This window comes from Coprococcus intestinalis (assembly GCF_023656595.1).
Taxonomy (GTDB): Bacteria; Bacillota; Clostridia; order Lachnospirales; family Lachnospiraceae; genus Coprococcus_A; species Coprococcus_A intestinihominis.
In genome coordinates, this window is record NZ_JAMOKJ010000015.1 from 21,460 (window position 1) to 45,521 (window position 24,062).

Below are 24,062 nucleotides of genomic sequence, written 5' to 3' on the forward strand. Positions count from 1 at the left end.
ATATCTATTTCTTAAAACGTCTCTTGCCGGTAAATTTTTCAACAGTGATCTTCAGAATTTCAACCGCCAGTGTATGCTTCGCTTCCATCACAAAATCTTCCCCTGTCTGGTGCTTCATCAGCAGTTCCAGGGCTTTAATCTTCTCATCCACATCCGTAATAATCTCACAATGTCCCCGGCCCACAACACTTGCATATCGGAAATTGTAAGCACAGGCATACTTTGCCGGGATCATTTCATGATCATAATCCATTTCAAAGCAAACATGATCGTCCTTCCGAAGCAGATCCAGTTTCTTTCCTTCTTTGGCACTGTGAAGATAAATCACTAACTGATCATTTTCATAGCTGTACGCAAAATTCATAGCCACAATATACGGCCACTCACCGTCCATCAACGCAATATGACACACTTTGCAGTGGTCGATAATATCGATCATCCCATCCACATCTGTTACTTCTCTGTCAGCTCTTCTCATCGCATATTCCCTCCGGATCCTTTTATATTATTTATATCATACCATAACTGGCATTCTTCATTGCCCCTTATAAATTTAATAGTAGCACGAAGTCCTGTTAATTGCAAAACAATTAAAGACATTATGAAATGTCTATAGTATAATTAAATTATGCGAACACTCGAGGAGGTATTATATGTTACGTGAAATTGCAAATGATTTTTATATGAATCAGAATTATAACTGCGGGGAATGCATCCTGCGCGCTGCCAACAAGGCCTATGATCTCGGTCTTGATGAACGCGCATTAAAGCTGGCTTCCGGATTCGGCGCCGGTATGGGCTGCGGCAATACGTGCGGTGCGCTTTCAGCTGCCATGTCTGTGCTCAGCCTGCTTTTCTGCGGTGACAAGGCCCATGAAACAGAAGGCTTCAAGGAACTCTGTGCAGAATATGTTGACACTTTCAAGGCTTCCCTCGGCAGTGACAACTGTGAGGAATTGAAGGCGCGCTATCGTTATCCGGAGGATGATGACCATCGCTGCCTGATCACAGTAGAAAAGGCAGCTAATGTTCTGGAGGCATTTATTGCATCCCATCAGAGTGAACCTGCTTCCGATGCACCGTCTGAGACACCTGTCAGTGCGGATGAGATTAAACGTCTGAAAGGCCTTGGCTTTTTGAATAATAAAGGGACGAACAGATTCAACGCCCGTGTCGTTACCGGCAACGGACGGATCACAACTGCCCAGGCGAGATGTATTGCCGATGCTGCAGCCCTTTACGGCAGCGGCCAGATCACCATGACAACCCGTCTCTCACAGGAAGTCATCGGCGTCGAATACGACAAGATTCCTGATTTTATCGCTTATCTTGCCAAAGAAGGACTTGAAACCGGCGGTACAGGTGCCAAAATCCGTCCTGTCGTCTCCTGTAAAGGTACCACCTGTCAGTACGGACTGATTGATACATATGCTTTATCTGAGAAAATCCATCACCTTTTCTACAAAGGCTACCGCGGATTAACACTTCCGCACAAGTTCAAGATTGCTGTGGGCGGATGTCCGAACAACTGTGTCAAACCGTCCCTGAACGACTTTGGTATCTACGGTCAGCGTGTTCCTCAGCCAAACACAGATCTCTGCAAAGGCTGTAAGAAATGTCAGATTGAAGCTGCCTGTCCGATCAGTCTGCCAAAGGTTGTTGACGGCAAGGTATTTATTGACCCTGACAAGTGCAATCGTTGCGGACGCTGCCTCCACAAATGTCCATTCCATGTGAACGAAGATTATATCGCCGGTTACTCCATCGTCATCGGCGGCCGTTGGGGCAAGAAAGTGGCTATGGGCAAACGGATCCCTAAGATTTTTACCACAGAGGAAGAAGTTCTTGCTACTCTCGAGAAGACAATCCTCTTCTTCGCGGAACAGGGACAGAAGGGTGAACGTCTCTCCGATACCATCTATCGCATCGGTTTTGAGAAAGTGACGGAAGAGCTGCTCAGTGATGATATCCTCAGCAGAAAGGACGCCATTGTGGGCGATGCACTCAAATAAATCTCTGTATCAGCCTTTCTGCTGTATATGAATAATGATTTGACAAGAACAATAAAGACTCCTTTTCATATGATATATCAGGGAACATGATTTCCCAGTACACTCATTTGAAAGGAGTCTTATTTATGCCTACTTTTTCCAATCAGGCACAACTTTCCTATAATGGCATCACAGCCAATTCCAATATCGCTTACGGTCAGATTCTGGAAGTGTTAGCCGCATCAAAAACAGCACTTTCTGACACTTATGCCTCCGGCGACCGTATCACTTATATCTTCAGTATTGTCAATTCCGGCACAACAGCCTTTAGCGACTTGACCGTCACTGACAATCTCGGTGCTTACAGCTTTACAACGGATACACCGGAAACTATCACCCTGTACCCACTCACTTACATTCCGAATTCCATGCAGCTGCTTATTAACGGCACTTTACAGCCTGCACCAACCGTCACCGCCGCAGATGGCATCACAATAACCGGTGTCTCTATTCCGTCCGGCGGCAATGCTGCATTTATCTACCAGGCTGATATCAATGATTATGCACCCCTTGCTGCAGCGGGCAACGTGATAAACACTGTCCGTGTCACCGGCGCTCAACTGGCTGCACCGCTGACAGCCACACACACAATTTCAACAGCCACTGTACCTAATCTGTCCATTGTCAAAGGTATCTGTCCTGCTCAGATTGCCGAAAACGGCCGCATCACTTATACTTTCAGTATTCAGAATTATGGCAATACCGCCACCACCGATGATGATCTGGTTCAGATTAGAGACACATTTACACCGATTCTTTCGGATATCTCCGTCACCTACAATGGAACAGTTCTGCCGACATCAAACTACAGCTACGATCAGGTAACCGGTGTTTTCTCCACCAACGCAGGTGTCATCAATATACCGGCCGCCACATATGTACAAAGCCAGACAACCGGCGCCTATACACTGACCCCAGGCACAGCAACGGTAACTGTGACCGGCAATATTTCCGGTTAGCTGTTGATCTGCTGCTGAATCCTGGCCAACACCTTTGTTTTCTTCATTGTCATTGTGATCACGATGGCCATGATTGTGCCACCAACAGTACTGATCAGAAATGGTACAACAAAGGTGAATAAAGCTGCCGTCTGATTGCCCATCAGCACTGCGGCAATCGGATAAGACAGCATGCCGCCGATAATACCTGTACCGACCACTTCGCCGATATAAGCTGCCGGCAGCTTTTTCATCCACTTGTACAGCAGACCGGATAATAGGGCTCCGCACATGCTTCCCGGGAAGGCCAGAAGTGTTCCAAGTCCCAGAATATTACGAATCAATGCTGCCAGAAAGGCTGCCGCCAGTCCATACCATGGGCCTAATAAAATGGCACACATTACATTCATCAGATGCTGAATCGGTGAACATCTCGACCCCAGAACCGGAAATGAAAATAAACTTCCTGCAACAGCAATGGCCGCAAAAAAGGCAGTTAATGTCAATTTTTTGATATTCATAACGCTTTTCCTCTCTTTTGTACACATAGAAATAGCTGTCCTGACATCCGTCGACAGCTATTTCTATAAAACAATCGGATTTCCTGTATATTATACCTTTGCCGCAATCGTTTGTAAATAAAACCCGCCAATTTTACAAAACATCCGATACATCATACCATGCCTGAATTTTCTCTGCCACTTTCATTCTGCCTTTACAATCTCGTCATACATTTCTTCCCCCTGAAAACGTCTATGCATTGCCTGATTTCTTTCAACATATTATTATAGCTATCTAACAATTCCGGTATAATCCTGCGGTATCATTGTATTTTCTATGGTATTGCTTCTCAAATCATGATACATATGGTTGTCCAGTGAGGCAATCCATATCGTATTGCTGTCCTCCTCAAAAAGATTCTTGGCTGTATAGAGCATTTCCCCGCTATACACATCATCAGCAGATACATAGATTCCAATGGAATCATCCCCAAAATACTGCGGCAATTCCGTCTTATGTACCAGTCCGGTGGTTTCCTCGAGATTCCCATAAAACACATCTGTCTTTGCTACCATGCCGCCCAACATACTTTTGTCATCACAGATTACTCCGCCAACGGCACTTACAACACGGATGGAGAACGGCTCATTGCCAATACCAGCATCGAAGTGCCGGACGGAAGTGTGTTTTATATCGGGAATAAACAGACTTCTTTCAGACTTTCTGCATAAATAAAACAATAACAGCCGGAATGCGTTGAACTGAATGGTCCGATACATTCCGGCTGCTTTATCTTTTTGCTTGTATATGTGACATTTTTAATTGGCAACTTTCTGCTCTAAAGCAAGTCCAATTAATCGATCTGCCTGATCTGCCATGAACAGCGGAATATTCAGCATATCATCATCCAATTTTAGATTATCCAGAGAAAAACGCACACGAAGCTTTACTTTATCCGGGAAAATCTCCTTAAATTTCTTCAGACTCTTGCTGGATATATTAGCTTCAGATTTAACCTCAACAGGAAAAATATCATTTTCTCGCTGAATCAGGAAATCCACTTCATAAGGAGGATTACTCTGTGACCAATAACGCGGCGTCACTTCAAATTGTGTAATTAAAGTTTGAAGTACAAAATTCTCCGTTAATGCCCCTTTGAACTCCGTGAACAAACGATTTCCGTCACCAAAAGCTGTAGGCGCTAACTTTGCCAGACGCCGAAGCAGACCAACATCTACAAGATAAATCTTAAAGGCTGACAGATCATCGTAAGCTGCCACAGGAAGACCAGGAGCAGAACTACGGTAAATTTTATGAACAAGCCGAGCATCAACCAACCACTGTAATGCATCCTCATATTCACGAGCCCTTGCCCCTTCTTTGACAACTTTGTAAAGAAATTTCTTATTCTCTCGTGCCAACTGCGAAGGAATAGACTTCCAAATCATAGAGATTTTTGGAAATTCCTTGATATCCGGGTGCTTTGCGAAATCACGCTCATAGGCACTAATGATATTTGACAAAGCTTCCTGCATAGCAGATACATCTCGTGCTTCCGTCCACATCAGAACAGATTCTGGCATACCGCCTGTAATGTAATACATCTTTAATTTCTCATACAAAGGATTAAAGAATGCATCAGGAATCGGCTCAATGGCATCTACACTTTCCAGATATACAGCAAGGTTTTCGTCACCATTAGCAATTAAAAACTCCGAAAAAGTCATAGGATTAATTTGCATAAAGTTAACTTTGCCAACAGGAAAAGATGAAGGCTTTGCCAAAGCAATGCCTAAAAGTGAACCTGCACAGGCAATGTGATACTGCGGAGCATTCTCACAGAAATATTTCATAGAATTAATAACCTTCGGACAGTCCTGCACCTCATCAAAGATAATAAGTGTCTTTTCTGGCACGATCTTCTGACCACTTGCCAGCATCAAATTCTGTAAGATACGGCTAACATCCTTAGTCGTCTCAAAGAACTGTTTATATTCTTCATTTTCATCAAAGTTAAAATATGCCGTATTCTCATAATAGCATCTTCCAAACTCCTTCAGAATCCATGTCTTTCCCACCTGTCTTACACCTTTCAGAATCAAAGGTTTACGATAGGGAGAGTTCTTCCACTCCAGTAATTCTTTTAAAATAAACCGTTCCATGCGCTCACCTCTCACATAATTATTATTGTTTTAGTGTATTACAATCACATTATTATTAATATTTTAGTGTACAGTAATCACATTATTATTATATTTTGAAGTTAAAAAAAATACAACCCTTATTATAAAATTATATTTCTCTTCTAAAAACATATGCAGACAAAAATACCTTCTGATGGTCACTACCTCATATGACTATCAAAAGGTATTTTTATCTTACTTTGTAAGATTCTCTCCATGCAGTTTGTATTCCAGCTACAATAAATAACCTTAACTTTTTCACGCGTAGTAGACAAATAGTAGACAAACCTCAAAAAAAGCCCCTTTTTTTACACATTTTTCAAAACACAAAAAAAGCCGGAAACCCTCAATTCTCCAGAGTTTCCGGCTTGAAGCTAACAGCGGGAATCGAACCCGCGACCTACGCATTACGAGTGCGTCGCTCTACCGACTGAGCCATGTTAGCCTACCTGTTCCATTATATCATTTATTTTGAAAATGGCAACAGTTATTTTTTTAATTATTTCACAATATTTTACCATCGTCCGGAACCGGATGTATTTGCTACATCTGTTCCAGAATATAGGCTTTCACATCCTCCAGTTTGCAGGTTTTCCAGGCACCCTTTGCTTCTTCCTGGGCAATCGGATAGATAATCTGGAAGTCCAATGCTTCCCCCGGCACACGGCCGCTGCGCTTCTCTTCATAGAAATGTGCTTTCCACTGTTCTTCCGTGGCATCCTTGAACTTATCCGGATAAAGGAAAAGCTGCTGCCGCTTTGTTGCCGCCAGAAACATCTTCGCCGCTAATGGTTCCAACTTATTGTAGTCATTCTCCTGAATATCTGCAAAAATTCTCGGAAGCGGAGCAGACTCTATATGCTCATTTTCCCGGTTGATCTTCAAGCCAAAGGCCTCAAATGAATAGCTGTCCTCTGTAAAATGCAGTTTCAGCAAAATGCCCTTTTCCGTATTAAACTGTGCCCGCTGATAATCTGTATCAAAGATAAAATTACCTAAAGAATAAAAAATCATCTTATCCCCGACGGTCTCATAGTTCATCGGCACATGCGGATGATGGCAGACAACCAGATCTGCCCCCATCTCCAGATACGCATGATAACGATCTCTTGTATACGGAGAGGGAATTGCTGTAAATTCCTCACCGCCATGAGCTACCACCACACACCAGCGGCATTTTGTCTTAATCTCCTGAATGGTGCTGCGAATGATCTCCATCTCGCTCCAACTAAGGCAGCCGCCCTTGTCTTCTCCGGCAGGTTTACAGCCGCGCTGATAGCCCACGGCAAAAAGGCCGATACCTCCGGCTTCATCCAGTATCAATGGTCTGGCCGCTTCTGTCATATTCATGCCGACACCAATGGTCTTTGCACCAAATTTCTTTGCTTCCTGAAGTGTCAGGGCCAACCCGTCCTGTCCGGCATCCATAATGTGATTGTTGCAGAGATTCCAGATATCTGCGTGAATATCTCTCAAAACCTTTTCTGCATCAGGATGGATCGTATGCATCAGACGCATCTCAGCTGCCTGTGTCAGTGTCGCCGTATTGTCCACTAAGGGGCCTTCCACGTTAGCCACCACATGATCTGCACTGGTCAGAAATTCTGTAATCTCCGGAGCCAGAAGGTCTTCGTCCTCCCATTTCTTCTCCATATATTTATCAAAACCGATATCGCCGGTAAAGGCGATTGTTGTATTCTTTTTCAATTTCTTATACCTCTGTCTGTTTTCTTCCGCTAACACTGAGCAGAAATGTCTGTCCGGCACAATACCTGACTACTCCAGCCCGCAAACATCCACCATCTTGCCCAGATTGCCTACACGATGCGCATCTTCCGTATTCACATAACAAATTTTAAAATCACATTTTTTCTTCAGATCATTGAAACTTCTGGTCAGTATCTCCATAGCCTGGCTATTGCCTTCCGGCGCATAATCGCTAATAATCACCAGTCTGTACATCTCGCTGTTCAGGCCTGCCGCCTCCATCTGCTCTTCCTCCCCGGGCATAAAATCATTCAGCAGATCGTAACAGCGAAGTAATGTCCCGCTGATGCTGTATGTGGTTGCAAACTCTTCCGGTGTTTCTCTGAATCCTTCTTCATAAACAGTAAAAGGACGGACAACGACCTCTCTGCTGCCATAAACAAAAGCCTGCCCAAACATCAGAGCCCCCATCTTCTCATAAAAAGTCTGTGCATCCCACAGGGCTTCTGTTATTTCCCGCAGACGTTCTGCCTGATGCTTGCCCGGATGCATTTCCCGCAATATACAGTAGCATACATATACGTTATCCGTCTCTGATTTTCCTATTTTCATGAAAGCCTCCTACTGAGTGAAATCTTCTCCTGTCTCTGTCTTCCACTCTGAACTGTGCTCATCTGCTTCTCTATTATCATCATATATCCAAAAGCAAATGTCAATGCATTTTTATACGAAAAGGCCAATAAAATGTAAAAACAGCCGGCAGTGATCTGACCTTATCGTCCAATACCTGCCGGCTGCTGTTCATTCAACGCAATCGTTTTTATTTGAGGGCACTCCTGCACAGCACCTCTCGTATTTATTTCTTCTTACGTATCTTCTTAATAATACTAACCACCGCAAATATCACTGCAAACAAAATCACAAAGTACGGTATACTGGCCACAAACCAGATGCACAGATTCTTTGCACTCTCCGCAATGGCTCTCAGACTGTTTTCAAGACCATTCAGCATCTTCTGTCCGATAGAAAGCTCACCGGTCGGTGTCTCATTCTTCACTTCCTGAATGCTGATATTCACGGTGTCGTAATCCACCTGATTATCATAAACTTTCAGCTGAGACATATAGGATTCCAGCTCATAACGCACATCCGTCAAACGGGACTGGATACTCATGGTATCCTCCACTGTCTTCGCCTGCTCCATCAACTTCATCAGCTGCTCCTGCTCTGCCTGAAGTGCTTCCACATGACTCTTCAAATCTGTATAAGTCAGCGTTACATCCTCCACATTCTCCGATTTACTTGTCACATTGGCCATTTCTCCAACCGTTCCGAGAAAATCATTAGTTTTATCCTTTGGAATCCGCAGTGTCAGAGAAGCATATCGACTGTTCTCTGTATAATAGCTGTTGCCATTGACATAAGAACTTTCCACATATCCGCCAAGATTCTGTGTCTCCTGCTGCAGCTGTGTCACCAGATTGTCAAAATCTGTTGTCTCCGCATCAAGATTAAATGTACGAATCAGCTTCCGGCTGCTTTGACCATTTTCTGTATCTGCACTGTTTGCCATTTCTTTGCCATTTTCTGCCGTCCCCGCTTCATCCGCTGATGCTTCTGCAACCTCAGTTCCTACCGCCGCTGAAGCCTCATTCTCACTGAACACGACAGCTCCGCCTGATGAATCGGCATCCGCTCCGGTACCCGCTGCAGCGGCCGCATAATTCATGCCGTTATAGTCGGCCGGTGCAGCTTCTTCACCATCGCCCTCTGCTGAATAAGCTTCTGCTCCGTCCACTGAATAAGCATCCATGCCATAACTGCTTTTTGATGCTGCCGAAGCTGTTCCATTAGATGCGCCTGCTCTGAACATACCGAACATACCGCCTGCACCCTGAGCAGCGCCATATACAATGATGCAGACTGCGCACAGTGCAATGGATGTCTTCCATGTACTGCCGCCGGAAAATACCTGTCCGATCTTCGCAAAAAAGCCTTTCTTCACCTTCATCTCAGGCTGGATTTCCTTCTCCGGCAGATTACTTTCAATCTTTGCCCACAGGTCCGGTGCATCGGATTCTGTCATTTTCTTGTAAGCTTTTTCAACTTCTTTCTCTGTCATACGCCGACCCTCCTTAACTTTTCCAGACTGTTTTGATATTTCCATGTCACTGTTCCCATAGGAATGCCTAAAACCTCCGCAATTTCCTTAAATGTCATCTGTCCTGCCAGCTTCATTGTCATAATCTGCCGCTCTGTCTCCGGCAGTTTTTCTACCGTCTCTCTGAAATTCATCCGACCGACTACTTCATTTTCCATAGAATCAGCTATTCCCGCGGCTGTATCAGCAGCTGATGCCTCCGGTACTTCTTCTGTCAGCTGTTCCCGTCCGGCTTTTCTCATAAAATCAATGGCCATATTTCTGGCAATCACAGTCATCCATGTCTTATGACCACTCCCGGCCTTATACTGATCAGCCATATTCCACAGCTTAATAAAAAATTCCGCTGTCAGGTCCTCAGCATTCTCCTTATTCTTCACAACACCCCTAATTACTGCATATATATACGAAATATACGCTTCGTATATTTCCTTCAGACCCGTTTTGTCACCCTTTTGCATACGGCGCATACACCGGTCAAATTCCCGATTATTCACACGGCCACCTCACCTTCATCTCATTCAGCTCAAACACATTCCATTCTTTATGTAATCATCCGATTTGTTAAATTCATTACTTAAGTTGCCTTCTATCATCATATACGATTTCAAATCCATTTTTTATGGGGACTTTTTGATTTTTTATCAAAATACAATGATCAATCACCAAATACATTCCACAAAAACACAAAAAGCTGCAAACAACTCAATGTCTGCAGCCTTCAACTGTCTATTCATTATTCTTCTGTAAACGCTTATGTCTGCTCTCACAGGCATTCATAACGCTATAAAATATTAAATCCGTGCGTTTAGCTTCGAATCCGACCCATAAACGTTACCGCTGCAGTTGGCTCAGCCCAGGCACCCTCACGGCACACGGAAGGTCCAGCTTAGTGCTGCTCCATTCCTGACCTGACACGGTTCACTGGTTCCCGTTGCGCGAGACCCAAACGTCAACGCTACTTACAGCGGGCTGCTCTACAAATCAAGACCCTCGGCTGAAACATCACCCCTGCTGTAGCGGATTGCAGGTACAGGGCACCGCTATCTCCCCGGCTGCACGGAAGCTTTATAACATATTTCAGCACATGGTCAGCCCATGTTTGTTCATTATACCCCGAAAAAGGGCACTCTGTCAAGCGAAACCTTCCCTGCTTTCATCTGCTTTCATCGGCTGTTTCCAACTGCCATTTTCCATCCGGCTTCGTCTATCCATTTTCATCCAGCAATGCCATCACTTTCTTCGACAATTGCCCATAGGTACAGCGTCCATCCTTGTCCGGCAGATCAGTTGGTCTGCGGATCACCCGATAGTTTTTTCTTTTCCTGCTTTCGTTTTCCATAATGCCTGTGTAATATTCAAACATCCATCCTTTGTGTCTGTTATCCGGCGGCACCCAGAAAATCTCAGAAAGCTTATTATAAACCGCTATCGGCATCTCTGCCTGCCTGATATCATTTTTTGTTACCAGTAAATAATTTTTTTCAGCATGTTCAACTGAGCAACGATTAAAAAGTCGGACCTCCGGACAAACAGGAAAACATTCCTTCGGTAAAGAGGAAAGAATGAAATGAAATGGCACCAATGCTCCTGACAGGACCTCTTCCATATCCAGCATATGATCCAGAAAATCATCCTCCAATTGCTTTGTTCCCTCTTTTCTCCCAAAATCGTATGCCCGTAAAGACTGAATGAGGGGCAGCATATAAATCCATGCTTTTCTTCTCTCTTCTTTTTCAATCCGAAAACCATTGACCCTGTAGGAACGCATACCGGCTGCAAAATAAAAAAGCAGACTGGCCTCCGGATAATTCATAAAATAAACGGTATTTCCCTGTGGCCGCTGCTTATAATAACACTCCCTGTAACGCAGCGACATCATAAAATACGTTTGAATCATGTTATTTGCAAAATCCATTCCTTTGACCGGCTGGTCAATGACCATTCTTTCAGAAAAAGGCGTATACCGGATTTTCATGTTCTCACCCCCTGCTGCCGCGACTGTAGCCTAATGGGGCAATTTTATGATCCAATGCGATCAGTGCTCTCGCAATCTGAGCCACACCGATGCCATCATTGCCAAAGGTCATATCCTCTGTTTCAGCAATGGCCTCACCGGTCCCGTCCCTGGCCAAAAGATACGCCGCATACCGCCGGTTTTTCTTTTCAATTTGAATTTCCGCTCTATAGAGATGATCTTCTTCCCTGAGGACAGGTTTCGGGATCACTATTTTATTTTGTTCCGGAACAGGCGCCAGACTGCTTATTGCTTCCGGTGTATAACATCTGAGTATTTGTCCTTCATAAAAACTTTGAGGCCGCGTGCCGTATATAAAACTGTACATTTCTGCCGACTGATAAATATCTTCATAAAGTCTGCGCATGCAGGCACTGTGATCTCTCATGCACTGCCACATCCGGTTTTCTTCGGCGCTGCCCTCAAAAATCATATCTTCTGTCAGGCCTTCCACCTCCATATGATGTTCCACGTCAGCATTCTCTTCCGGACCATTTTCACGCAGCCATTGCTCACGCAGCATAGGCTGTTGTAAAAGCCAGTCCACCAGATACGGCAGTGCATACCAGAAAAGACGGTTCATTTCAGCCGGACAGGCAATGCCTTCCACCGCATAAATATTTCTTCCCTGTCTGTCCATACTGCCGGAAAATCCGCTCCGCACAAGCGCACTGCCATTCTCGTCATAGAGATAATAAAGATTATACAGACTTTCATTCTCCAGATACTGCTTCAATTCTGATTTCTGCATCATCTGAATCAGAAAGGACATCTTGTCTTCGGTCACCCGGTCAACATACTCCGGTTTAAAAATCCATCGATAATCCCTGTCATAATCCCGTGTTCGAAGCAAAATATCTACCTTCATCCGCTGATACCTCCGCTTTCATCCAAATGATCACGATATCTTTGAATCCGCTGTCTGATGCCGGCCTGCTCCACAAGGTCATTCATCTGCTCACTAAGTGTCATTATTTCTCTGTTCTTCTCTTCAATTTCATTTAAAATGCCTGTCACTTTTTCTTCCGGACGGGGTCTCTTTTTCCATTGAGAAAAAAGATTACCGATAATTGTGTTGTTTCGTCCCTCTTCAATGAGACGCTGGGTCAGGCTTTCTTTTTCCCGATTCACCTCTTCTTTCCACTGAGACAAAATACAGGCCACCGCATAGACAAGCGAAGTCTCAATATTGTAAGGCTGAGGTGCATGCCCATCTTTAATTACAGGACGTATAATCAGTTTACCCTCGGAATCACAGGTACTGTTCAGACGATAGTTGCCTTCGCCAATTGCCGAAACAGGTATTACCCCAAAACTCCAGCCATCTTGCACATGATTCTGTACCATCTGATAAATCATTCCGAACGTCTGCACCGCTCTCTCCGATAAAACAGCGAAGTTATTGCGCTTCATTTCTTTCGGAATACGCTCATCGTCTGTTTTTGTCAATACAAATAATACCGTCAGTGGACGATCTCCCATCTCACGGTTTAACAGGTTAAACAGCGGATTAATCTTTGTGGCACCGGTCATCTGCTGCCATTCAACAACATTTTTTCCCTGACACAGCACCGTAGCATCTGCAAAAACCAACACGGCATCACTGCCAAGAAGCTGATTTTTCAAGGCTTTAGCGCCGGAAGACATATCTCCCCGGGCATTCAGAATATTCAGGACATCGCCGCCTGCATAATCTGTAAAATCAAAGCGGCAGATTTCCTTGCCTCTGTTCTGCAGTGTCAGCGGGAAAATCGTTGTCTCCAATGTACCATCTGCAAAATCAAAATCTTTTCGATTGATTAACGCAATATCCGCAATCTGACCAATCTGCTGATAACTGTTGCCGGAATCGATGGACGGCACCAGTGATAAGCCGTGAAAACTATCCATAATCATGGTCTGATACACACCGGATAAGAACGAAGTTTTTCCCGAACCGGAAATGCCAAGCATCGTAATTCTGATTTTTTTATCTTCCTGCGTCTCGGCCTTCACATGTTCTGTCCGGTCAGCACCATGATCCTGATCAGAAACACCTTCCATCTCCGATGCATCCCCGGTGCTGTCGGCATTTTTTTCATCTGCACCGACAGCCGAAGAATTACTCTCCTCTGTCATTCGCCGCTGGCGGCGTCTGCGGCTTAACTGGCCGGACAAAGACATCTCCTCTTCCACTTCATTTGTATTGAATTCTTTTTCGCCCATAAGCACTCCTTTCAGACCGCCGTATCCTCTTCATAATCATAAAAATCAATGACTTCCTCCAGGCTGCCCGGTCGCTGATTGCCTGCAACATCCACATAGACAATCTTAAAATCGCACCTGCGCTTCAATGCCTTTATGTGATTGACCAACTGTTCAACTGCTTCACTGTCTGTATTCAACGGATAATCACTGATAATAACCAGGCGGTATACATCCTTTATCTCTTCTTCCCACCTATTTTCCTCACTTCCCGGCAAATAATCCTCTAAAAGTCCGCAGCAGAGCACTAACATCTCTGTCAGGTCATATTTCTCAACATTTTCATCCAACCCGGCACGAAAGCCAAAAGGATACTGCTCAAAAGCTCTGGCAAAAGCATTTTGATTGCCGTACACAAAGGCCTGGCTGTATACTGCCGCTCCCTTATTTTCATAAAAAGCCTGCACATGATTCAGCATTTCTGTCATTGGAGACATTCTGACAGTGCCTGTCTGATTTGAACTTTCCCGCTTCATCAGGCAATAACACACAGACAGATTTTGTATATTTGATTTTTCTTTTTCCATGACTTCCTCCTATGCAAGCGCCATCAACAATTGGTTTTTCAACAACTGATTGTCATCCATGACCTGTCTGCCGTTTTTCTCTGTTACTGTCTTCAAATACCGTTCTTTGATGACATCTTCAATATCAAATACAACCGCCGTCTTCCCACGGTCTGTTTTTCCATCTGCATCCACCATTCGAAACATGTATTCACTGCCCGAATAAGCCGTTGGAACAAATAATACCGCTGACCTGATGGGTGTCTCATTTCTGCAGAAGACACGTTCTAAATCTTCGTCTGTAGGACTGCTGTCCGTAAACAACATTAAAACTCTTTCTCCCGCCGTCACTGCAGACAGCTTCTCCAGAGACATTCTGACTGCTGTTCCGAGACGCTCATAACTGTCTACACCGCCGCCGCTCACCTCATGTGTCAGCATTGCATCCAATACATCTGTTGATACCGATGTAAAATCTTTATTCTTCCACTGCTTACTTTCCGCCTCATCCGACAAAAAAGTCACACCAAAGCGGACACGCCCTGTTCCGGACTGACAGGCCTGCATCACATCCCTGCAGAATATGTAAATGACCGGCAAAATATTTTTCGCAGAGGATGTATAATCAAATACAAAATCGATGGTTGTGTCATTCTGCAGACCGATTTTAACATTGCGATGACTGTTTCCAGATGGTCGAATACTGCCTCCCGGGTTAAATATCGGATTGGTATCCGCTCCGGGACGTCCGCCTCTCCGTACCGGCCGGCTCATAGGTCTTTGCGGTCCTCTGATTGGTTCTGTTCCCCATTTTTCCTCTCTCATCGTCCATTCTTCCTTTCAAAATCTGATTATTCAATTCTGTCAATCACAATTTTGACATCTGCATCATAGATTTCCGTTCCTTCTTCCAGATTGTTTCCTGATGCCCCGCGCACCCTGCAGTTTTCATTCAAAGGCATAAATTGCAGAACACAATGGCCATCCGGTCGAATAATATAATAAAAAGCGCCAATTTCCTTCTGCACCATCTGACTGCCGGATAAACAATCTGCACCCATGATATTTTTACCATAAACCAGCGGAACTGCTGAATTGGCATTCACACAAAAATTTTGACGGACATCTTTCAGGCCTTCACTGCTGATATGGCAATATACTTTGCAAAAAGCCAGACCTTTATCAAAATCATGCCCGCACTCCAGCCAGTTTCTTAAAAAGTAATCTCTGTACCACTGTGTGTCCACAATTTCCAGAAACTGCTGATAATCTTCAATGACCTGATCGATATCGGTGTAACCCTCTGCCGTATTGGTGAACAGTTTGCGCATGATTTCCACCAGTTCAGAATACTCCAGTGCTGTCTCCGATTTTTCACCCATATCCAATACAAAGGCTTTCTCCGGATCAGACAGATAACTGTCGTCTTTGAAATATGGATGTCCCTCCATGATTTCATATATAATCAGGCCTGCTGCATAAAGATCCCATTGATGGCTGAACTGACGTTTTGTATCTTTCGGAAGATTTTTAAGTCGATAAGCCTCCGGATGCACATAACCCGGCGTTCCGCCCAGGTACACATTATCTTCCCGGATATGATTCTGCGCAATCAGCATATCAAAATCAATGATTTTCAACTGCTGGAAAGGCATACCGTTCTCCCATTCTATTTTCACCATCATATTGGACGGCTTGAGATCACGATGAACATAATACCTGTTGTTGTAAGGTTTCGCATAGGCCCTGATGGCCAGAAGCAGCTGACGGATCAGGTCCAGGCAGCGCCAACTGGTATCACTTCTGTCGGACAGATTGTGGATGGCGGCTATATACTCGCCCAACTCCTGGCCTTCCACCAATTCCAGTACAACAAAAAACACAGGTACTTTGCCGCATATAGCCTCTCCGGAAGTAATGGTCTGCATCAAAAAAGGAGAAACAATATTGACTTCTGCCTGCTGCTGCAGCAATGTCTGCTCGCGCTGCAGATCCCTTTCTGCTTTCTTACTTTCTGTTGAGGATGTTTTCTTTTTCTCAGTGACCGTACTGCCATCATAAACCTGTTTTTTGGTTTTTCTCTGACTCATCAGCGTCTCAAGATCACCATTATGTGTTTCACCTTCTGCGCCGCTGTGTTTTGTGGTTTTTTCAACCATCTTTGCCGCTGTCTGCGGCTGCGCCTCCTGCGGTTCAAAGCGCCCCACATATTTCACCATGTATTCTCTCTGCGGACACTGATGTCTGCAGGAATGGCAAAACAGATTTCTGCCAAGCTCCGGCTCATCTTGATAAGCCTGACAAACCGGACGGGCTTTTCCCATATATTTCAGCGGATTGCCATGTACCGGCTTCGCATCTTCTGTAAACATCAGGCAGGACCATTCTCCATATTCCTTCGGCGGAATTGCATTGATAACGTCTCCCTTTTTAAACATGCGCTGCTGCCTCCTCTTTTGCTGATGCATCACTCTCATCTGTCTCTGTTTCATCGGCATTGTCCGTCGGATTAAGATGATTGTTATTATAAATTCTATTGCAGACATCGATCAGATCCTCAAACATCGTCGCACCATAACTGGATGTGCCGCTGCCGTCCACCTTATATTTATTCAGAACAATAATATACTGCGGATCGTCTGCCGGTACGTAAGACGTCAGCCAGATATTGTTATAACCGCTGTAACCGCCGAAAGAACCGTCAATCTGGCCTGTACCGGTTTTGCACCCAATGCCGATACTTTGACCATTCACAACAAGATCCATCCCGGATTCCTGCTTCAGCGCCTCACCTTTGCCTTCCATGGCGTCTCGAATAACCTCGGATGTCCCCGGGCTCATAATATGCATATAACCGGTGTCTATTTTCTCTTCCTGAACAATTTCACCTTTGCTGTATGTGCTTCCCTCTGCAGTTTTTTTCTCCTTGGTTCTGTAAACCTGCTGAATCATATGTGGCTTTGCAATCTGTCCGTCACAGGCAGCTCCCATGGTCAACATCGCCACATGCATGGCACTCATCTGGACATTTTGCTGCCCGATGGCTGTCCTGGCCAGTTCTTCATCATTATTATTAAAGTCATATTTTGAAAGCATCATTCCAAAGTCAAAGTACTGCGGTGTGCCGATACTGCATCTTTCCGCCAGTTCATCCATCCTGTCTTTTCCGACATCTTCAATGGCTTTCTTCGCAAAATAAACATTGACAGAATCCATAAAGGCCTGTTTGAATCCAATCTCACCATAGACCTGTCCGCCTGCATTCGGAAGCACACTGTTCTCCAGCTGCAGATAACCTGTACCGTCATATACCGTCTCACTCAGACAGCTTTCGCCTTTCTCAATAATACCAATACTGGTCAGAATCTTAAATACACTGCCCGGCATACGCGGATGAAGCATCGGATAAGTCTCACTGTGAAGGGTATTCTCCACAATGTTTTCCCAGGTTGTTGTGTTATGATTTGCCGCCGCATAAGCTGTCAGAAGCTCCGTCACATCAAAGGACGGTGTATAGGCCCATGTCAGCACACGTCCTGTCTTTGCTTCCAGAACAACAATAGAGCCTTCATCCCCGGCGCCATTGCCCGTACACACATTTTTCAGCTTACTGTAACAATATTCCTGAAGATCCGAATCCAATGTTGTCTGAATCGTACATCCTTTATTTGTACCCGGAAGCGCATCATATAACCATGCCTTACTCGTTTTTCCCAGAAGATAGCTGGCATCTTTAGACGCAAAGCCGATGGCCTGGGTATAAGCTTCCGCATCTTTATAATGTGCATAACCATCTACAGAATCGGAAGTCATGATGACCGTATCGTTTCGATCCGTGATATCGCCCTGAATAATATTTTTTTCTCCATATGCTATTTTACCTTCTGCCACACTGCTGGCAACCGAAGCTTTTTCTTCTTCCGATTTAAAAATATTGCTTCCGGACGCAAAGTACAGCTTATAGGTCAGAATGCAGGCTGTCAGCATCAGGCCTGCATAAGCATAAGCTGCCTTCTTTCCCCAACATTTCTTTAGAAATTTTATCAGTTTCCTGATCATTGTACTCCTCCATTTTACGACTCACCGGGATTCTCCACATCGAGAATAACCTGGAACTGATCTGCTTTTAATCGGACTTCTGACTGCAGCTTTACAGTGTGCATTGCTTTCCAGGTATTGCCGTTCTCAACCACCAGTTTTTTCTTCTCTGACTGTCTCTTTTTACCATCACCGGACAATTCTGCACTATACACCATGTAATTGCCCAGAGCATCTTTCTGAATATAAAACCATGCTCTGCTGACACTGGCCGCTTCATCAGCCGGTGTTCCCTCCGGAACAACCACAACATCATTGCCGCTGCCGGCATTTCTTCCAAATTGGAAAGGCAGTTGATCATCCGTAATCCACCCCTGTTGAATCCGTTTATTATTTTGATGTACTTCGTAAACAATCATCTTCTGCTTCTTATTAACAGTTGTCTTTTTCCCGCCCAACCGTATATAATCTTTCAAAAATATCAAGACAATCAGAATACATACAATCAGCAGAATCAACCCCATCAGATCTGTAAAAAAATCCATAACATCCTCCCCTGTTCTCTATTTTTTGCATTTAAAATACACAATGCCTGCCGCCGCTGTCAACAGAATCACCAGAATAACCACAATCAGCGTCACGACACCATAACCGGCAAACCAGACAAATACCAGTCCCGCCAGGAAACCTGTTCCCATTGCCAGACCCCACAATCCATAATCAGCCAGCGCATCCGGCACCCATTGATTCATCATCCCGGGAAGATTCTGCGTATCTATTTCAGATGGGCTGCTTTCTTTCTCCGATAACTTATCAGAAATATTTCCGGATTTCTCCGGCAGCGTCTGACTGTGTGTTTTGCCCGTTTTTTCTTCCTTGTGTCTGCGCCCAACATATCGACGATAATCATGATAGGCATCATATGGGCAATTGGCAAACAGCCTGGTAATGCCTTTCTTTTCATACAGTGTCTCAAAATCCTCTGTCCGGACTTCCCGCCAGAAATCCCTGCTGAAAACATCAAAAACCGAACCGCCATACGCCTTGGCTACACCACAGATTTCTACACGTTCTGTCACATCAAATATCGAACGATGTTTCCAGATAAATTGAAGCAACTGCTGCATCTGAATCGTTGTTTCCAGCATTTGGCCGGCATCCCCACCGGCATTGGGCTCCGGTACCATAAATTCCACCAGCCTGATCAGATAATTCCAGATTGCTTTCGCTGCTGCCGATGAATTTTGAAGATTGATATCTGTTTGAATGCATTGTGCCATGGCATTCACCCATTGATGGCCCCTCTGTGCATTCATTTGTCGGACATCCATCTTCAGTAATTCCTGACAACCCGGCGGCGCTTCATCTGCAAACTGCATATCCATCAGCCAGTCCCGCCCCTCTTTTGAACCATATTCAACGAAATCCTGATAATACGGTATTGAAATGTCTTTCATCCACTTCAGATAAGAAGCCACAATTTTTGTCTTACCTGCACTGAGCTGATCCATCAACTGCCAGTTTCTCTCCAGGCTCTGCTTATAACCGCTGCTGCCGCTTTGCGGCAAGCCGGCCGCTGCCGAAATATATTTTTCCATCAGTGTCTGGACAAAGGTTCTGGTTTTATCTTTTGTGTTAATCTGATGCATGCACTGACAGAGCAACTGCCGGCAGCCCTCATCCTGCTTCAGTCTTTCTTCCAGAAATGGCTGGATTCTCAACAATGTTTCCTGCGAGAACGGAAGCCTCTCTCCTTCCCGGAGGCAGTATGTATAATAATTCCAAACAATCGCATCATAATCGTCTGTCTCCTGCCGACACAATTGTTCCATCATCTGTTCGTATTCAGCCGGATTCTGCTGGAATAATTCCGTCATCCGGTTCAGAAATACGGTTTCTTCTTCCGGCAGCTCCGACCTTATCCACGGATGTGCCGGATTCATGTCAAATTGCCAGGATTGATGTGAGGAAGTTCGCAAATAGAAACGGACATTATCCATATCCTTTCCGGCTTTTGCAAGATAATCTGCCTTCTTTCTATAAGGCTTTGGCAAAAGATGATACACAACAGCCATGATTTCTCTGGCTATTGCATTATAATCCTCCTCTTCTTCCCCCATGACAAAACATAGACACGAAGGCGCTGAACTATCACAGACATTCTGCAGTACCTGATATAAAAACTGTGTCAGGCGTTCACCCGTCAAATAGTATTTCCGGCAAATCACAGACAGATCACAGGTCTCTGTTCTAACAGTCACCGGCGACAGATGCTGTGCCAAATGAACTTCTGTCACATAATCCTGCAGCGGCCATGACAGGCAGTCCATAAATCCATCACTTTCTTTTTCATCAGGCATCACAGCATGTATCCAGTAACTTGTCCTGGCATCTCCTGTCTGTGTACACGGCACGGTCATTGCAGACACATAGCACCCCAGATGACTATTATATAATACCATTTCTACCGGCTCATTCAGTTCCTGCTTCATCCAGTTTGCAGCCAGTAGCTCCAGTGCGGATGCCGTCCGGGCTGTTTCTGTACTATTGCCTTCAAAACGCATTCCCTGGCCATAGTTCGTATAATAAAACTGCTCAAAATGTATTATTCGTTCCATCCATGTTCCTCCGCATATCTGAAGATCAGTTCCAGCAATGGCTCTTCCACACGTATCGGATTGAAATCTCCGGTTAATCTGGATTCACGGCTTTCCTCCCAATCACCTTTTTTCTCACTGTCAGCAGGTACTTCCGCCGGACATCCAAGGGCTGCAATCATATGAAGAGAACAGGATTTAAAGACATTGTCAAAAATCTGCATATTAAATATCTTCTCTTCAAATAATTTACGAATGGCAAGGTTTCTCATATTCCTCAGATTATTGTCCACCTTTTCCTCATCCATAAAAAACAAATTGCCTTTGTTGTATTCTGCAATCTCACGGTTGCTGCGCAATTCATCGCATTTGGAAATTGCCAGCGCCACATGCATCTGCTGAAGTTTCATATCTTCCACATAAGAACGCAATGCTGTCAGCACTTCCATGGCTGAATTTTCACGGAATATCTTCATATCCCCATCCCGGACATTCATAATCTGTGCCAGCGTTTCCTTTTTAAAGTTTCTGGCCTGCACGCTGCTCTGTTCCTCCACGGAAAGCATTCTTGCCCTTTCATAATAGGCATCAATATCCTCATTGCGTATGCACAAATACTGATTCGTGAGTCCTTTTTTCAACCCGGTTCTATCCGGTTCTATCATATAAATGACACCATCCATATACTTCATGTAATAAACAAGCTCTGCATCCCGCTGAGATTCCGTGATGACTTCTCCTGCCGCATCATAAATACCAACCAGTGCCTGCCGCTCCTGTTTGCCGTGCCAGTTCATTTTCAGGAAAATCGGTGGAATAAACTGTTTATGCGTACCGCCCGGACAGATATTTTCCCGATTAAATTTCTGGAGCATTTTCCCGAAATCATCCTCCATGCCCAGATGATCCTGCAGCATGGAAATAAAATCCATCTGACTCACATGACTGTTCAAACCTTTGCCCCTGGCATCATTCAATGTTCTGAACCAGGATAAAGCCATACAGGTTTTTCCGCCGGACTTACTGGCTGCCAGTGCAATTTTAATCAACGGCAGTTCAAATATTTCTTCAGGAATACGGTTATAGCAGCTCGGGCACACCGGATAGGTAATGGCAATGCGTTGACCATCTTCCCTGATTGTAAACTGTGTCGGTTTGCGATTCTTCATTTCTTTGATAATCTCACATACAACAAAATGATCAGATGGCACATCACTCAGCGTATTATCAATGCCCTGGCCCGGACGAATTTCCTCATCATTCTCCCCGGAATGGTTCTTTGCAGCCATTCTCCGTTCATACTGCTCTGCATCCGCTGCCAGTCTGGCCCGCTCATTCTCCATTTCCTCCAGAGATTTCACAATTCGCTTCTCCAGTGTTTCCGGAGAAAGTTTCCTATTATACCGTGACCAGAAATTGTAAAAATGACGGTCTTCTCTATTCACTGCCAAAAATGCTTTCAGTTTCGGCTGACTGGGCTCATTTTCAACCTTTACATAATATTTTATTTTGTTTATATCCAGTTCACTCATACAATACGGGCAACAGCACGACATGTCCATCTCCTCCTCTGTCTCTATCTTTCAAAATGCAGTTTGATTTCTGCATAAGCATGATCCCGCAGTCTGAAAACCACGTCTTCATCATATGTAAATTCCAAAATGCGCTGATTTTTTCCCTGCCAGATTAATATCGGCTTTTCTGCGATTGCCCGCATCCGATTGTCATCAATAGCAAAAATACGAATATCCGTTTTCTGCCCGATAATTTCCGGCAGCATCATCCAGACCTCATTTTTTGACAGGAATTTCAGCGTATCCAATGAAAAAACACCGGAGGCCATTGCACCATAAGCTTCTTTGTAGGCTCTTCGCGTCTCATATTCTCCATGTCCGTCTGTCACTGTGATACTGATATCTTTTTCAAAAGGCACTTCTTCCCGATAAGCAATTTCCTTCAATGTATTCAGAATTGTACTCATTTCAGCGCAAAGATTTTCAACACTGACGGCATCCACTTCAATTTTTGACAGGATATCCTGTCTTTTGGCAGGGTCCAGATAATTTTTGGGGTTCTCCATGCCACTGTGACTGCCGCTATCCACTTTAATACTGGCGTTTCCCTGCATTTTCAACAGATTCTGACTGACTGCACCCATGATCACCCGCATCGTATGAATATTTTCACAGCACGGCTCCTTAAACAGGTTCTCAGCTTCCTCTGTCATTGTCCGGATATCATCAACATCATAGGCACTGGCTTCTCCATCCTGGCGGATGCGTTCTTCTGCTGCCTGTGCGGCCATTCGTATCTCATGCATGGTATTCTCTGTTTTTCTTGTCAGAAGTTCCAGACGCTTGCAATATTTGTCCACTTCTTCACGCGCCGCCAAAATTTTTGTTGTTTTGGCTGTTGCTCCGACTGAACCTGTCTTCTTTTTAAGAAGCAGCACAGCAATCACCGCAACAACAATCACTGCCAATGCGACAATTCCGATGCCCAGTCCTTTCTCCGTTCCTGCTGCCGCTATGATACTCATTTCTGTAACCTCCTCATTTCCCGCCGGATCTACAATCGCAAGGGTAAATTCTCCCTTTGATTCAGCATTGTTTATGCTCACGCACTGTTTCTGTGTATCCAGAATAATCTCACATCCCGCTTGGTCTTCTACTTTATACTCAAACAGTGGACTGGTCATTTCCTCCTGAATCCACTGATTCAGCGAAATCTCTTTCTGCAGTTGCCCATCGCTGTCTTTTTCAAGTTTCACTGTTTTTTCTTTGAATGTCGGCCATGCAGCTGTTACTTCCTCACTTGACAGTTCTTCAGTTTCCGCTGTTCCATCTTTTTGAGTTATCTCCGCCTGGACTTTGTAGTCTTTCTTCCATGCTCTTGCTGCAATGTCATACGTCTCACTGGCATACCAGTTTTTCCGAGCTGTTTTTGTCAGCACGACATCATATACATGGTCCCCTTTCTCATCTCTGAAAGTTACTGTGAGCTGAATATCTGTGCCGTCGTCTACATGATAACCGGCAATGGAGGGGTTCGCAAAAAAAGTACATTCTGACTGATCGTCTGCCCCGGGGAGCACAAAAACCCACTGTTCCATCTTTTCC

General features: G+C 44.6%; 21 protein-coding genes, 1 tRNA gene and 1 other RNA gene. 2 read left to right on the plus strand and 21 right to left on the minus strand.

What is annotated here, in order from left to right; translation table 11 throughout:
- Positions 1-4: 4 nt before the first annotated feature.
- Complete coding sequence (locus NBH03_RS11565; protein WP_250799666.1) at positions 5-478, minus strand: pyridoxamine 5'-phosphate oxidase family protein; 474 nt, start codon at positions 476-478, stop codon at positions 5-7.
- Between the two features lie 175 nt (positions 479-653).
- Here NBH03_RS11565 and NBH03_RS11570 point away from each other — a divergent pair, with 175 nt between their 5' ends.
- Together NBH03_RS11570 and NBH03_RS11575 are read left to right on the plus strand one after the other, a co-directional pair.
- Positions 654-2,012: a C-GCAxxG-C-C family (seleno)protein gene (locus NBH03_RS11570; RefSeq protein ID WP_250799667.1), complete on the plus strand. Its 1,359-nt coding sequence runs from the start codon at positions 654-656 to the stop codon at positions 2,010-2,012.
- Positions 2,013-2,137: 125 nt separating this feature from the next.
- Positions 2,138-3,010, plus strand: a complete 873-nt coding sequence (locus tag NBH03_RS11575; RefSeq protein WP_250799668.1) for a hypothetical protein — start codon at positions 2,138-2,140, stop codon at positions 3,008-3,010.
- Here the strand turns inward: NBH03_RS11575 and thiW are convergent.
- From thiW to NBH03_RS11675, 20 genes are all read right to left on the minus strand, one after another.
- Positions 3,007-3,537 (minus strand): energy coupling factor transporter S component ThiW, encoded by a 531-nt coding sequence (gene thiW, locus NBH03_RS11580; RefSeq protein WP_331476125.1) that lies wholly within the window; start codon positions 3,535-3,537, stop codon positions 3,007-3,009. The genes NBH03_RS11575 and thiW overlap by 4 nt on opposite strands.
- A gap of 243 nt (positions 3,538-3,780) precedes the next feature.
- Positions 3,781-4,269 (minus strand): hypothetical protein, encoded by a 489-nt coding sequence (locus tag NBH03_RS11585; protein ID WP_250799670.1) that lies wholly within the window; start codon positions 4,267-4,269, stop codon positions 3,781-3,783.
- Between the two features lie 39 nt (positions 4,270-4,308).
- On the minus strand, positions 4,309-5,652 hold the full coding sequence (locus NBH03_RS11590; RefSeq protein WP_227083651.1) for an ATP-binding protein: 1,344 nt from the start codon (positions 5,650-5,652) through the stop codon (positions 4,309-4,311).
- Positions 5,653-6,045: 393 nt separating this feature from the next.
- Positions 6,046-6,118 (minus strand) — tRNA-Thr (locus NBH03_RS11595).
- Between the two features lie 98 nt (positions 6,119-6,216).
- Positions 6,217-7,380 carry a CapA family protein gene (locus tag NBH03_RS11600; RefSeq protein WP_250799671.1) on the minus strand — a complete coding sequence of 388 codons (1,164 nt, stop codon included), beginning with the start codon at positions 7,378-7,380 and terminating at the stop codon, positions 6,217-6,219.
- A gap of 69 nt (positions 7,381-7,449) precedes the next feature.
- A complete protein-coding gene (locus NBH03_RS11605; RefSeq protein ID WP_250799672.1) occupies positions 7,450-7,992 on the minus strand; it encodes a hypothetical protein in 543 nt (180 codons plus the stop codon).
- A 244-nt stretch (positions 7,993-8,236) separates the two neighbouring features.
- A complete protein-coding gene (locus NBH03_RS11610) occupies positions 8,237-9,502 on the minus strand; it encodes a DUF4349 domain-containing protein (protein WP_250799673.1) in 1,266 nt (421 codons plus the stop codon).
- Positions 9,499-10,038 (minus strand): RNA polymerase sigma factor, encoded by a 540-nt coding sequence (locus NBH03_RS11615; RefSeq protein WP_250799674.1) that lies wholly within the window; start codon positions 10,036-10,038, stop codon positions 9,499-9,501. Before NBH03_RS11615 ends, NBH03_RS11610 begins: the two co-directional genes overlap by 4 nt.
- A gap of 303 nt (positions 10,039-10,341) precedes the next feature.
- Positions 10,342-10,604: signal recognition particle sRNA large type (ffs, locus tag NBH03_RS11620), an RNA gene on the minus strand.
- Between the two features lie 144 nt (positions 10,605-10,748).
- On the minus strand, positions 10,749-11,519 hold the full coding sequence (locus tag NBH03_RS11625) for a hypothetical protein (RefSeq protein WP_250799675.1): 771 nt from the start codon (positions 11,517-11,519) through the stop codon (positions 10,749-10,751).
- A gap of 4 nt (positions 11,520-11,523) precedes the next feature.
- Entirely contained in the window at positions 11,524-12,426 is a 903-nt protein-coding gene (locus NBH03_RS11630; protein WP_250799676.1) for a hypothetical protein, read from the minus strand.
- Positions 12,423-13,763 carry a TRAFAC clade GTPase domain-containing protein gene (locus tag NBH03_RS11635; RefSeq protein WP_250799677.1) on the minus strand — a complete coding sequence of 447 codons (1,341 nt, stop codon included), beginning with the start codon at positions 13,761-13,763 and terminating at the stop codon, positions 12,423-12,425. The genes NBH03_RS11630 and NBH03_RS11635 overlap by 4 nt, the downstream gene beginning before the upstream one ends.
- A gap of 11 nt (positions 13,764-13,774) precedes the next feature.
- On the minus strand, positions 13,775-14,329 hold the full coding sequence (locus tag NBH03_RS11640; RefSeq protein WP_250799678.1) for a hypothetical protein: 555 nt from the start codon (positions 14,327-14,329) through the stop codon (positions 13,775-13,777).
- A gap of 9 nt (positions 14,330-14,338) precedes the next feature.
- Positions 14,339-15,133: a vWA domain-containing protein gene (locus NBH03_RS11645; RefSeq protein ID WP_250799679.1), complete on the minus strand. Its 795-nt coding sequence runs from the start codon at positions 15,131-15,133 to the stop codon at positions 14,339-14,341.
- Positions 15,134-15,159: 26 nt separating this feature from the next.
- A complete protein-coding gene (locus NBH03_RS11650; protein ID WP_250799680.1) occupies positions 15,160-16,746 on the minus strand; it encodes a protein kinase domain-containing protein in 1,587 nt (528 codons plus the stop codon).
- The gene (locus NBH03_RS11655) at positions 16,739-18,367 is read right to left on the minus strand and encodes a penicillin-binding transpeptidase domain-containing protein (protein ID WP_250799681.1); all 1,629 of its coding nucleotides are present in this window, start codon (positions 18,365-18,367) and stop codon (positions 16,739-16,741) included. Before NBH03_RS11655 ends, NBH03_RS11650 begins: the two co-directional genes overlap by 8 nt.
- Positions 18,368-18,381: 14 nt before the next feature.
- A complete protein-coding gene (locus NBH03_RS11660) occupies positions 18,382-18,891 on the minus strand; it encodes a hypothetical protein (RefSeq protein ID WP_227082537.1) in 510 nt (169 codons plus the stop codon).
- 18 nt (positions 18,892-18,909) lie between these two features.
- Positions 18,910-20,964, minus strand: coding sequence for a hypothetical protein (locus NBH03_RS11665; protein WP_250799682.1), 2,055 nt, complete (start codon positions 20,962-20,964; stop codon positions 18,910-18,912).
- Positions 20,952-22,499 (minus strand): hypothetical protein, encoded by a 1,548-nt coding sequence (locus NBH03_RS11670; RefSeq protein WP_250799683.1) that lies wholly within the window; start codon positions 22,497-22,499, stop codon positions 20,952-20,954. The genes NBH03_RS11665 and NBH03_RS11670 overlap by 13 nt, the downstream gene beginning before the upstream one ends.
- A gap of 20 nt (positions 22,500-22,519) precedes the next feature.
- Entirely contained in the window at positions 22,520-24,055 is a 1,536-nt protein-coding gene (locus NBH03_RS11675; RefSeq protein ID WP_250799684.1) for a hypothetical protein, read from the minus strand.
- Between the last annotated feature and the right edge of the window lie 7 nt (positions 24,056-24,062).